The organism is Veillonella parvula (assembly GCF_018378075.1).
Classification (GTDB): Bacteria; Bacillota; Negativicutes; order Veillonellales; family Veillonellaceae; genus Veillonella; species Veillonella parvula_K.
The window spans coordinates 155,018-168,075 of the sequence record NZ_JAGZYE010000001.1; the positions used below are offsets into that span (position 1 = coordinate 155,018).

10 protein-coding genes are annotated in these 13,058 nt (G+C 37.1%); 9 read left to right on the top strand and 1 reads right to left on the bottom strand.

The features are described from left to right. Positions 1–105 precede the first annotated feature (105 nt). Positions 106–498, bottom strand: coding sequence for a thioesterase family protein (locus KH286_RS00715; RefSeq protein WP_008713760.1), 393 nt, complete (start codon positions 496–498; stop codon positions 106–108). A gap of 246 nt (positions 499–744) precedes the next feature. Between KH286_RS00715 and KH286_RS00720 the strand changes: the two genes are divergently transcribed. The 9 genes from KH286_RS00720 to gmhA all read left to right on the top strand — a co-directional run bounded on the left by KH286_RS00720 (position 745) and on the right by gmhA (position 12,976). Further along, entirely contained in the window at positions 745–1,482 is a 738-nt protein-coding gene (locus KH286_RS00720) for a TVP38/TMEM64 family protein (protein WP_004692970.1), read from the top strand. A gap of 151 nt (positions 1,483–1,633) precedes the next feature. After that, positions 1,634–2,827 (top strand): PLP-dependent aminotransferase family protein, encoded by a 1,194-nt coding sequence (locus tag KH286_RS00725; protein WP_278617515.1) that lies wholly within the window; start codon positions 1,634–1,636, stop codon positions 2,825–2,827. A gap of 120 nt (positions 2,828–2,947) precedes the next feature. Beyond that, on the top strand, positions 2,948–3,781 hold the full coding sequence (locus KH286_RS00730) for an Mrp/NBP35 family ATP-binding protein (protein WP_004697392.1): 834 nt from the start codon (positions 2,948–2,950) through the stop codon (positions 3,779–3,781). 236 nt (positions 3,782–4,017) lie between these two features. Next, positions 4,018–5,418 carry an anion permease gene (locus KH286_RS00735; protein ID WP_008600725.1) on the top strand — a complete coding sequence of 467 codons (1,401 nt, stop codon included), beginning with the start codon at positions 4,018–4,020 and terminating at the stop codon, positions 5,416–5,418. 234 nt (positions 5,419–5,652) lie between these two features. After that, on the top strand, positions 5,653–7,002 hold the full coding sequence (locus KH286_RS00740) for a M18 family aminopeptidase (RefSeq protein ID WP_008600727.1): 1,350 nt from the start codon (positions 5,653–5,655) through the stop codon (positions 7,000–7,002). A gap of 281 nt (positions 7,003–7,283) precedes the next feature. Next, positions 7,284–10,730, top strand: a complete 3,447-nt coding sequence (locus KH286_RS00745) for a pyruvate carboxylase (RefSeq protein ID WP_278617516.1) — start codon at positions 7,284–7,286, stop codon at positions 10,728–10,730. A gap of 198 nt (positions 10,731–10,928) precedes the next feature. Continuing rightward, positions 10,929–11,420, top strand: coding sequence for a transcriptional regulator NrdR (gene nrdR / locus KH286_RS00750; RefSeq protein ID WP_004692976.1), 492 nt, complete (start codon positions 10,929–10,931; stop codon positions 11,418–11,420). Between the two features lie 60 nt (positions 11,421–11,480). Then, positions 11,481–12,407, top strand: coding sequence for a dipeptidase (locus tag KH286_RS00755; RefSeq protein WP_077708347.1), 927 nt, complete (start codon positions 11,481–11,483; stop codon positions 12,405–12,407). After that, a complete protein-coding gene (gene gmhA / locus KH286_RS00760) occupies positions 12,407–12,976 on the top strand; it encodes a D-sedoheptulose 7-phosphate isomerase (protein ID WP_008600733.1) in 570 nt (189 codons plus the stop codon). Before KH286_RS00755 ends, gmhA begins: the two co-directional genes overlap by 1 nt. Positions 12,977–13,058: the final 82 nt, after the last annotated feature.

The window sequence follows — 13,058 nt, forward strand, 5'->3', positions numbered from 1 at the left end:
GAAAGTATATAAAAACGGCATCTACCGTATGATAGATGCCGTTTTTTATTCTGCTAAAGATATTAGTAAACTAATGATTTTGATTGATAAATATTCTAGCTATATTTAGTTAGCGTTTGCTCTACTATGCACCTTAGCCATAAATTTTTCGTTGTTAATAACAAATCGCTCATGAGTTCCTCGACCAATGATACCAACACCATCAGATGCTTCAATATCAAAGGTTATTTTACGTCCTTCTACGGCGCTAACTGTAGCTTTAGCCGTTACTGTTGCACCAAGTGGAGTAGGGGCTTCATGGGTGATGGATAAAGCAATACCTACAGTGCCTTCACCTTCTTCTAAGTATGGTTGTACTGCTGCTTGAGCCGCTTCTTCCATTAAAGCGCACATGGCTGGTGTGGCAAAGACATCTAAAGAACCAGATTTCATTGTTTTAGCAATATTAGATTCTGTAACTGTTACAGTAGCCGTAGCTGTTTGACCTGCTGATACCATATTATACCTTCTTTCATTAAGAAAATTCTCGTTATAATAGTATTATACATCTTTCGATAATTTTTATGCTAATGTAATGATACATATTTTATAGATATATGTATACACCTCTAATGCTATATCGGTTATCAATTTTAAATATATTAAAAAAGCTATTCAGATTAAAATTAAAGAAATGTAACTAGTTATAACTGTTCTATAGAATACGTGATATAATGAAGCTAGTCTTTTTTATACGAGGTATATATGAGTAAAAGAAATTTAAAACCTTCTGGTGAAGGTTGGGTACAGTTAATAGCAGGCATAGGTTTTATTGTTTTATTAATTATTATAAATATTGTAGATCCTACATTTTATCCGACCATGTGGCACTTAGCAACAAGTGGCTCTATGGAAGAGGTAGCGGAGTATATTCAAAGTTTTGGCCCTATGGCCATGTTGGTGAGTATGGTCCTCGATATTTTTGTTAACGCCGTAGGCTTTTTACCGTCAATTTTCATATCTACAGCTAATGGTTTAGTATTTGGTATGTGGCCAGGGATCATTATTTCTTGGTTGGCTGAAACAATTGGTGTAGTCATTAGCTTTTATATTATGCGTTACTTCTTACGTGATACAGCGGACAAGTTGATTGCTAAGAGTACGGTATTGATGAAAGTAGATGATTTTTCCGGTAAAAATGGTTTTGTGGTCATGTTATTTGCACGATCCTTACCGTATTTTCCATCTGGGGTCATTACCGCCTTAGGGGCCATTAGTAAAATCAAACCTAGAGATTATATATTGGCAAACTTGATTGGTAAATTTCCATCTACGGCTTTAGAGGTAGCTATTGGTACAGATATTGTAAATTTCCAAGAAAATATGGGACGATTAGGAATTATTGTTCTTGTTGCAGGTGTTGTATACTTCATTCTTTGGAAAGTATATAAGAACTATATTAATAAGAAAAATGCGGAACAAGAGCATGATCCTAATGCGTAATATAAAGTCTAATTAGGTAAGGCATTACAAAATAACTAATTAACTATAGGCTGCTTACGTTTTAATAATGTAATATTCTTAATTCTTGATGTTAGTAATATTTTCTACTTAGAAGTGTTTTCTACATAGTATATATGAAAGAGGCGATAGTATGAGCTTTTCTTTTCCTGAACGTGTAACCTTGAAAGGTCCTAATTTTATTCGTGAAGTATTTGAACGTGGTGTAGGTGTGGAAGGCTTTATTAGCTTTGGTATTGGTAATCCTGCGCCAGAAGCAATTCCTGTCGAGATCATCGAAAAGGCTTTTGATGAAGTTGTGCATTCTAATCCTATGAGTCTTTTACAATATGGTCCAATGCAAGGTGATGCACATTTAGCAGAACTTACATTAGAACGTTTAGTACAAACTCATAAGATGAATCCGGAAGGACAAGGTCTCATTATTTCCAATGGTGCAGGTCAATTATTAGGTCTTGTACCAATCACAGTTATAGAACCAGGCGATGAAGTGTACATGGATGAATTTACTTTCACCAGTGCTATTAACTCTGTGCGAAACATGGGCGGTAAAGCAATAGGTATTAAAACTGATGAGTATGGTATGATTCCAGGTGAGTTAGAAAAAGCGGCTCGATCTGGTAAAGGTAAATATATTTATCTAATTCCTAACTTCCAAAATCCAACAGGCATTACTATGCCTTTAGAGCGCCGTAAGGAGATTTATGCTATTGCATCTAAATATGATTTATTTATCTATGAAGATGATCCATATGGTGAAATTCGTTTTGCCGGAGAATACATTCCAACGTTCAAATCCTTCGACACAGAAGATCGTGTTCTGTATGCAGGTTCTTATTCTAAAACATTATCTGCAGGCTTGCGTGTCGGCTTCTTATTTGGTCCAGCTAAAATTATTGAAGCTATCCAAGCATTAAAAAATAATACGGCCGGTCAAATGCCATTAGTAACTCAAAAGGTGGTAGCGAAGGTTCTTGATACCATTGATTACGATGCTCATTTAGATAATGTACGAAAAGTATATAAAATGAAATGTGAAGCTTTACTTAACGCTTTTAAAAAGTATGCGAGTTCTAAAGTTCATTTGACACAACCTACAGGTGGTATGTTTGCATGGATGACGATGCCTGAGGATGTAGATTGTGATGTATTCTTTGAAACTTGTATGGACCGCAATGTTGGGATTATTAAATGTGGTGCCTTTGCAGCAGATGGAGCAGGAGCAGGTCATGCATTTCGTTTGAGCTATACGGTACCAACAGTAGAGGAAATTACAAAGGGGATGGAAATTCTCGGCGGGTTAACTAAAGAATTTTGTGGTGAGTAATATATTGATAATTTTTGATATAACGTGATACAATGTAGGCGTAGATACATTGTGTTTACCATATAAAAAAGTTTTTAATATAGATGTGAGGTATAGCCTCAAAGAAAGTAGGTGTTTACTATGGGTTGCGGTAGCAGCAGTGATTGTGGCGGATGCCCATCTCAATCTTCTGGTTGCGGTGGTGGCGCGTCTCAACAACCTCAAGATCTTACAGCTCAATTACACGAGCTTAGTTCTGTTAAACATGTAATTGGTGTAGTATCTGGCAAAGGTGGCGTAGGTAAATCCTCCGTTACCAGCTTGATGGCCATTACAATGGCGCGTAAAGGTTACAAAGTAGGTATCCTCGATGCGGATATTACAGGTCCTTCTATTCCTAAGATGTTTGGCATTAAGGAAAAGGCATATGCTGACGAAATCGGTATGTATCCTGTAAAATCTAAAGGCGGTATTGACGTTATGTCTGTTAACCTCCTTTTGGAAAACGATACAGATCCTGTTTTATGGCGTGGTCCTATTTTAGGTAATGTAGTAAAACAATTTTATACAGATGTTATTTGGAAAGACATCGATTATTTATTTGTTGATATGCCACCGGGAACAGGTGACGTAGCGATTACTGTATATCAATCCTTGAAATTGGACGGTATTATTATCGTTACATCTCCTCAAGACTTGGTATCCATGATTGTTGAAAAAGCAGTTAAAATGGCTGATTTAATGCAAGTGCCTATTATTGGTGTGGTGGAAAACTACTCTTACTTCCATTGCCCAGATAACGGTAAGGATTATCAAATTTTTGGTGAAAGCCACATCGAAGAAATCCTTCAAAAATACGGTCTATTATTGTTGAACCGTTTACCAATTGACCCAACTATTGCAAACCTTTGCGATAAAGGTGATATTGAGTCTATCGAAAAAACAAATTTAGAGGACGTATCTCTACCTGAATAGGATTCATATGATGATGAAAGCTGTGTATTTATAAATGCACAGCTTTTTATCACATCTTTTTATGGTGAATTATGTTATATTTATGGTAGGAAGATAGAATTATATCTTTAATTCTCTTACTACAGATATGCTGAACATAGTTAGTATAGATTTTTATTTTTCTTAACATGATACTATAGGGTGTATTGGCATATATTGGTTTAATTTTAATGTTTTCCTATGTAGGACGTATGTGTATGAAAAAACTATTGAACTGGATCATTCCAGCAGCCTTTGGTTTAGGTCTGTGGTTTGTTCCAACTCCAGAGGGATTAACTCCTCAGTCATGGCATTTATTTGCAATCTTTGTAGCTACTATCGTAGGCTTCATTACTCAGCCGTTACCGATTGGTGGCGTATCTATCGTTGTTATTACTGTTGCTGCATTGACAGGCACATTAAAGATTAGTGAAGGTATTTCAGGTTTTGCTAACTCTGCAATCTGGCTAATTGTAGGTGCTTTCTTATTCTCTCGTGGCTTTATTAAAACTGGTTTGGGGAAACGTATTGCTTATAATTTGATTTCTGCTTTTGGTAGTAGCTCCTTGCGTTTGGCCTATGCATTGGCTTTGTCTGATTTGATTTTAGCTCCCGCAACACCATCTAACACAGCTCGTGTAGGCGGTGTAATCATGCCAATTACAACTAGCTTAGCAAAAGCTTTCGGTTCTGAACCACAAGATGGACCTCGTAAAATTGGTTCTTTCTTGATGCAATCAATTTACCAAGTAAATACGATTACATCTGCGATGTTCCAAACATCCATGGCTGGTAATACATTGGTTGCAGCATTAGCGCTTCAATCTTTTGGTATTGGTATTACATGGGGCGACTGGGCTATGGCAGCTATCGTACCTGGTATTATTGCATTGATTATTATGCCGTATTTCATTTATAAAGTATATCCACCGGAAATCAAAGATGCTCGTGAAGCTCAACAAATGATTCGTGAAGAGTTAAAAGGTCTTGGCAAGATTTCTTTCCAAGAATGGGTAATGCTTGGCGTATTTATTTTAGCATTAGTATTGTGGGCTACGTCTCAATTTACAAAACTTGATGCTACAACTGTTGCATTCTTAGGTATTTCTATTTTACTTGCTACAGGCGTTCTAATTTGGGACGATGTTAAGAGTGAAAAGGGTGCTTGGGATACATTGGTTTGGATGGGTACATTGATGGGCTTTGCCGGATTCCTTTCCAAATTGGGCTTTATCAAATGGGCTACAGTTCAAGTGGGTGGTTATATTCCAGAAGGCTCTTGGGTAATTGCCTTTGTTGTAGCTGTTCTTGTTAATACATATGCTCACTATGTATTTGCATCCTTAACAGCACATATTTCTGCGATGTTCGTAGCATTCTCTGCAATCGCTATTTCTGCAGGTGCCCCACCTATGTTGACATTGTTGATGATTGCATTCACATCTAACTTGTGTATGTCTTTGACTCACTATGCAGCAGGTCCATCTCCAGTAATCTTTAATACTGGTTATGTTCCTCAAAATATATGGTGGAAACTTGGTTTCTTCACATCTGTAATCAACTTAATTATCTTCATGGGTCTTGGCTCTGTATGGATGAAGTTGATTGGTATGTGGTAAAATTTAGTACTGACAATTTTATAGGATTGTAATGGCATGTACTTTAAACCTATTAGACTTAGTGTACTATGCATTTACATCGTATATAAAAAGCCGTCCCGATAGGGGCGGCTTTTTGTGATAAAATATGAGTAGTTAATAGATAATTAATGTAAATATTGTAAAATAATATACATAATAAATTATTCAAGCTAATTGTACAAATTTTATATGATTTGTGCATAGGAGGGACCTATGAAGTTTGATAATGAACAATTATTAAAGTATATTGGCGCTTGTACATCTCCGTATCACACAGTAGATACAAGTTTACAAATGCTATTGGACTCAGGATTTACAGAGCTCAGTTTAGAAGATGAGTGGCAGTTAGACTCTGGTTCTTATGTAGTTAACGTGTTCGGCACCACCTTATTTGCCTTTCATATAGGGAAGAAACCAGAACATACATTACGTATTGCGTCGGCTCATACAGATTTTCCTGCTATTCGTGTTAAACCAAACCCTATAACCTCTATGAAAGGATACACAAAGTTAAATGTAGAAATGTATGGCGGTCTTATAGAAAATACATGGCTTGATCGTCCATTAGGTGCAGCAGGTACGGTTGTGTTAAAAGGAAAAAATGCCTTTGACGTAGATTCTGTTCTAGTCGATACAAAACGGCCTATCGCTATTGTTCCAAACCTAGCTATTCATATGAATCGCTCTGTTAATGATGGGGTTAAACTAAATCGTCAAAAAGAAATGCTTCCTATATTGATGATGGAACGTAATAATGAAGATAATCCTACAAAACCTTTAAATAATAGAAATAATCCAAGTTTATTTTCAGAATCAGATACTCAATACGATGAGTGGACAAAGTTTTTAGCTGATGAAGTAGATTGCGATCCTTCCGAAATATTATCTTATGAAATGACTTTATATCCTACGGAACAAGGCTGTGTACTCGGTACGGAAGGTGATTTCATTAGCTCACCTCGTTTAGATAATTTAACATCTTGCTTTAGTGTATTATCTGGTATTATTCAAGCCAAAAAAATGAATGTTAATGGTGTTCGCTGTGCTATACTCTTTGATAACGAAGAGGTGGGCAGTCGTACGAAACAAGGTGGGGCTGGCATGATATTACCAAATCTCGTTAAACGCGTGTATGACGCATTAGGATATTCTAATCAAGAGATGGACAGCTTTATCTCTAAAGGCTTTATGATTTCCTCCGATGTAGCACACGGATTACACCCAAACTATCCAGAGAAAAATGACATTACGAATATTCCTGTACTTAATAAAGGGCTATCCCTTAAGATTGCATGTAGCCAATCTTACGCTGGGGATGCTAAGGCCATTGCTATCGTTAAAGGCCTTTGTGAAGAAGCGGATGCACAGTATCAGATTTATGTAAATCGTTCGGATATTCCAGGTGGATCTACAGTAGGTTCCATTTCATCAGCTATGTTACCAATGCGTACTATTGATGTAGGCTTGCCTCTTTTAGCAATGCATTCAGCTAGAGAATTGATGGGGGCAGCTGATCAAGAGCAATTAAATCGATTAATGAATCATTTTCTAGGTGGTAAGTAATATAAAATGGAATTTATTCGATGTGCATTATTGAAAGACATATGATTTTTTGTAATGAACAGTAAAAAATATATTTTATACTTTCATAATTGGTATAATCCTTTAAATATAATGAAAATATTGTATAATAAGTATATATTATTATGAATATAAAACCTCATCATAAATTTTGATGAGGATTTCCTCAATATTGATTTATCTATAAGTATAGGAAATATTCATATATTAATAAAAATGAAAGCTGATAGTTCACATTTGTGGAAGCTAGTAGGAGGCAATACATGAGAAAAATTAAATCCGTATTGGTTGCCAACCGTGGAGAAATTGCGATCCGCGTGTTCCGTGCATGTAATGAAATGGGAATTAAAACTGTAGCCATTTACTCTAAAGAGGATACATTATCCTTGCACCGTAACCAAGCCGATGAAGCCTATCTCGTAGGGGAAGGTAAAAAACCAGTTGACGCATATCTTGATATTGAAGATATCATCCGTATTGCAAAAGAACATGACATCGATGCTATCCATCCAGGTTATGGCTTCTTATCTGAAAATGAAGGCTTTGCTCGTCGTTGTGAAGAAGAAGGAATTATCTTTATTGGGCCTAAAATCAAGCATTTGAATATGTTTGGTGATAAAGTAAATGCTCGTGAGCAAGCTAAATTAGCAAAAATTCCGATGATCCCAGGTTCTGATGGGGCTTTAAAAGATTATGCTCAACTAGAAGAATTTGCTGATACACATGGTTTTCCATTGATGATTAAAGCCGTTAATGGCGGCGGCGGTCGTGGTATGCGTGAAGTTCATCATAAAGAAGATCTTCGAGATGCATATGATCGTGCTAAATCTGAAGCGAAAGCTGCGTTTGGCGATGATGATGTATATGTAGAAAAACTTATCGTAGAGCCTAAACATATTGAAGTTCAAATCTTAGGTGATGAACATGGCAATGTAGTTCATTTGCATGAACGTGATTGCTCTGTTCAACGTCGTCACCAAAAAGTAGTTGAAATGGCGCCAGCCTTTGCGTTATCATTAGAAACTCGTAAAGCTGTATGTGATGCTGCCGTTAAAATCATGAAAAATGTTGGCTACGTGAATGCAGGTACTGTAGAATTTTTGGTAACTGCTGATGGTAGCTTCTACTTTATCGAAGTTAATCCACGTATTCAAGTAGAGCATACTGTAACAGAAATGATTACAGATATTGACATTGTTCATGCTCAAATTAGAATCGCTGAAGGCTTTAGTTTACATAGCCCTGAAGTAGGTATTCCTGAGCAGGATAAAATTCCTTGTAAAGGCACTGCTATCCAATGTCGTATTACCACAGAAGATCCTAAAAACAACTTTATGCCTGATACCGGTAAAATCTTAGCGTACCGTAGCTCTGGTGGTTTTGGTATCCGTCTTGATTCTGGTAATGCTTTTACAGGTGCCGTTGTAACACCTTACTATGACTCCTTGCTTGTGAAAGCGACAGCATTTGGTCCTAACAACGAAGAAACTATTCGTAAAATGCTTCGTTGCTTAAAAGAGTTCCGTATTCGCGGTGTAAAAACAAATATTCACTTCTTGATTAATGTATTGGAACATCCTGAATTCCAAAGTGGTTCTTACAATGTAAACTTCATTGAAGAACATCCTGAATTATTCGAATTGAAACCAGATCGTGACCGTGGTACTAAATTATTACGTTACATTGCTGATGTTACAATTAATGGCTATTCTGGTGCAGGGGCTCAAGAGGTTCCTGACTTTGAACCGATTCAAATGCCATCTACTTTGGATGTAAGTCCAGCATCTGGTACAAAACAAAAATTTGATGAACTTGGACCAGATAAATTCAGTAAATGGTTATCGGAACAAAAACAAGTATTCTTCACTGATACCACTTGGCGTGATGCCCATCAATCCTTGTTTGCTACACGTCTTCGTACAATCGATATGGCTCGCGTAGCTGGTCATGCTGCAAAAGGTGTACCTAACTTATTCTCCTTAGAATGTTGGGGGGGTGCTACTTTTGACGTATCATACCGATTCTTACATGAAGATCCGTGGGAGCGTTTGCGCATGTTCCGTCGTGAAGTGCCAAATACATTGCTTCAAATGCTTCTTCGTGGTGCAAATGCCGTAGGTTACACATCGTATCCAGACAACGTAGTTCGTCAATTCATTCAACGGGCTGCTGCTAATGGTATTGATGTATTCCGCGTATTTGATAGCTTGAATAGTCTTGATAATATGCATGTTGCTATCGATGAAGTGCGTGCACAAAATAAAATAGCTGAAGTTGCATTGTGCTATACTGGCGATATCCTTGATGGTGCTCGTACAAAATACAACTTGGACTATTATGTAAATATGGCAAAAGAGCTTGAAAAAGCTGGTGCCAATATTATTGCCATTAAAGATATGGCCGGCCTTTTAAAACCACAAGCTTCTTATAACTTGGTATCTGCCTTGAAAGATGCTGTCTCTGTTCCAATTCACTTGCATACTCATGAAGGCTCTGGCAACTCTATCTATACATATGGCCGCGCTGTAGATGCTGGTGTTGATGTAATCGACTTAGCGTACTCTGCTTTTGCTAATGGTACTTCTCAACCTAGCATGAATTCCATGTACTATGCATTGTCTGGTCATGAACGTCAACCAGAAATGAACATCGACTATATGGAAGAAATGTCTCATTATTTTGGTAGTATCAGACCATATTACAAAGGTGTAGATAAAGCAGAAGCATATCCTAATACTGAAGTATATCAACATGAAATGCCAGGTGGACAATACTCTAACTTGCAACAACAAGCTAAAATGGTAGGGCTTGGTGATCGTTGGACAGATATTAAGAAAATGTACCACCAAGTAAACATGATGTTTGGTGATATCATTAAAGTTACACCATCCTCTAAAGTGGTAGGGGATATGACATTGTACATGGTACAAAACAACTTAACTGAAAAAGATATCTACGAAAAAGGCGATGTATTGGATTTCCCTCAATCCGTAGTTGAATTCTTTGAAGGACGTCTTGGTACTCCATATCAAGGCTTCCCTGAAAAATTACAAAAAATCATCTTGAAAGGTGCTCGCCCAATCACAGTTCGCCATGGTGCTGTATTACCTCCAACAGATTTTGAACATATTCGTCATGAATTAAGCGAAATGGGAGCCCAAACAACTGATGAAGATATTAGTGCATATTGCTTGTATCCTAAGGTTTACCAAGATTACAATAAATTTGTAAAAGACTTTGGGGATGTATCTGTATTAGATACTCCAACATTCTTCTTTGGTATGAAACGGGGCGAAGAAATTCAAGTAACCATTGAAAAAGGTAAAACACTGATTATCAAGATGAATGGTTTCTCTGAACCTGATGAAGATGGTAATCGCATCGTATTGTTCGAGTTTAATGGTCAACCTCGTAGCATTAAGGTTCATGATAAACATGCTAAGACAACTGGTGTTGTTCGTCGCAAAGCGGATGAATCTAACCCTGGTGAAATTGGTGCTACATTGTCTGGTTCCGTTGTTAAGATCCTTATTAAGAATGGTCAATCTGTAACTAAAGGTGAACCATTGATCGTTACAGAAGCAATGAAAATGGAAACAACAATTACAGCTCCTATCGACGGTATCGTAGAAGAAATCCTTGTACGTGAAGGTAGCCGTATCGAATCTGGTGACTGCTTGCTTCGTATTGAAGATGCTTTAAAACGATAAGCTAACAATCATTTAAAATTAAAAATATTATTTCTCAAGTATTTCATAAGATGAAAAATTGAAGAATAATGGAAGAATCCCTAGGAAATCCTAGGGATTCTTTGTATTTTCAAGGGTTTCATGGTACTATATAATATAGAGAAAATGGGCGTATTATGCGTTATTTTAGAATGATTAGTAGAAAAGGAGTAGTAACAGATGAGATGTCCTTATTGCCAACACACAGACACGAAGGTAACAGACTCTAGAACGACTGATGAAGGTAATAGTATTCGCCGTCGCCGTGAATGTATCAATTGTGGCCGTCGCTTTACTACCTATGAAATTATAGAAGAAGTACCACTAATGGTATTGAAGAAAAATGGACGACGTGAATTATTTGACCGCGGTAAGCTCCTGAATGGGTTATTGCGCTCGTGTGATAAGCGTACAGTTCCTATGTCCGTGATGGAGCAAGTAGTTAATGATGTAGAGCGTGACATTCGAAATGAAATTAACCAAGAGGTTACAACTGATCGCATTGGTGAGCTCGTGTTACAACAATTGAAAGATATAGATCAAGTTGCATATGTTCGTTTTGCCAGTGTATATCGTAAGTTTGATAATATTGATAGCTTTATGGAAGAGTTAAAAGCTCTGAAGAAGTTAGACGCTAAAAAGCCAAAACGCAAACCTGTCGTAGAAGAATAATTGATTCTGTATTACTGATTGGTTATACATAGTTTTGAAATTAGCGATGTGTGAGGCTTTATGATAGATTTACATTGTGATACGATGATGCAATTGCTAGATCATCCTCATAGTGGTGATTTATATTGTAATACTTGGAAAATAGATATAGAAAAATTACAAAAGGCTCATAGCAAGATACAAGACTTTGCACTCTTTATTAATATGGGTGAGACGAATGACCCTTATGGCCGCTATGAAGAGATGCGTAATTTGTGTGTATCACAAATTCATCACTATGGAGAGCACATACAACATGTGCTCTCTTATCAAGATGTAGAGTCTGTATACAAGACTGGTAAGATTGGGGCACTTATGTCTATTGAGGAAGGTGGCGTACTAGGTGGCGATTTAAATAAACTTAAACAAGCTTACCAAGATGGAGTCAGACTTATAACGCTAACATGGAACTATCCAAATGGACTTGGCGAGCCACATTGTGGTGAGCAACATAAAAAATTAACATCTAAAGGTGTTGAATTTGTAGAAGCTATGCAAGAGTTAGGGATAATTGTTGATTGCTCTCATCTTAACGATGCTGGTACAGAGCAATTAGGGGATATTCTAGAGGTTCCTTTTATAGCATCTCATTCAAATGCACGGGAAGTTCGGGCTCATATGCGAAATTTGCCAGATAATCTTATTAGACTTATCGCTAATAAGGGAGGTATTATAGGACTTAATTTTGCACAGAATTTTCTCGGCACATCGCCAATTAGTCGCATTGAAGATATTGTTAAACATGGTCTATATCTCATCGACAAGGGCGGTGAAGATGTAGTGGCATTAGGAACTGATTTCGATGGGATTCCACCCGACACAGAGATTGCAGATATGTCTCAAATGAGTCGTCTTTATGATGCTTTTAAAGAGGCAGGTTTATCTGTGGAACAATGTGAAAAGTTATTCTGGAAAAATGCAGATAGACTATTAAAGGAGATTTTATAATGACTGATTTAAATCCAATCATTGCTGATCGTTTTACAGAGCATCTTGAAGTGTTTGGTAAAACGATGGAACATATGGATACCATTCAAGAAATCGGATATCGCTGTAAAGCGGCTTTAGAAAATGGTAATAAAATTTTGTTCTGTGGTAATGGTGGCTCTGCGGCGGACTCTCAACATTTAGCAGCTGAATTGATTTGTCGCTTTAAAAAGGAACGGCGCTCTCTTGCAGGCATTGCATTAACTACTGATACATCTGCATTAACAGCTATTGCGAATGACTATGATTTTGAATCTGTTTTTGCACGTCAAGTAGAGGGCTTAGGCCGTACAGGTGATGTTCTCATCGGTATTTCTACATCTGGTAACTCCAAGAATGTTGTAAAAGCTGCAGAAATGGCCCGTTCTATCGGTATGCATACCATTGCTTTCACTGGGGAAGGCGGTGGCAAATTGGCCGAACTATGTGATATTACGCTGGCTATTCCCAGTAATGTGACAGCGCGCATTCAAGAAATGCATATCCTAGCTGGCCACATTATGTGCGAAATTATTGAAGAAGACTATTAACCGATAGGTTTTTACTCATAGATACACATTGTTTCAATTAAAAATTTATTTAAATTAGGAACATATGTAATTTTGATAAGGA

Bases quoted from the DNA above. Each gene is read 5' to 3' on its own strand.
- KH286_RS00725 (WP_278617515.1), top strand. From the start codon at position 1,634: ATGAGCTTTTCTTTTCCTGAACGTGTAACCTTGAAAGGTCCTAATTTT.
- KH286_RS00720 (WP_004692970.1), top strand. From the start codon at position 745: ATGAGTAAAAGAAATTTAAAACCTTCTGGTGAAGGTTGGGTACAGTTA.
- KH286_RS00740 (WP_008600727.1), top strand. From the start codon at position 5,653: ATGAAGTTTGATAATGAACAATTATTAAAGTATATTGGCGCTTGTACA.
- nrdR (WP_004692976.1), top strand. From the start codon at position 10,929: ATGAGATGTCCTTATTGCCAACACACAGACACGAAGGTAACAGACTCT.
- KH286_RS00735 (WP_008600725.1), top strand. From the start codon at position 4,018: ATGAAAAAACTATTGAACTGGATCATTCCAGCAGCCTTTGGTTTAGGT.
- KH286_RS00745 (WP_278617516.1), top strand. From the start codon at position 7,284: ATGAGAAAAATTAAATCCGTATTGGTTGCCAACCGTGGAGAAATTGCG.
- KH286_RS00755 (WP_077708347.1), top strand. From the start codon at position 11,481: ATGATAGATTTACATTGTGATACGATGATGCAATTGCTAGATCATCCT.
- KH286_RS00715 (WP_008713760.1), bottom strand. From the start codon at position 498: ATGGTATCAGCAGGTCAAACAGCTACGGCTACTGTAACAGTTACAGAA.
- gmhA (WP_008600733.1), top strand. From the start codon at position 12,407: ATGACTGATTTAAATCCAATCATTGCTGATCGTTTTACAGAGCATCTT.
- KH286_RS00730 (WP_004697392.1), top strand. From the start codon at position 2,948: ATGGGTTGCGGTAGCAGCAGTGATTGTGGCGGATGCCCATCTCAATCT.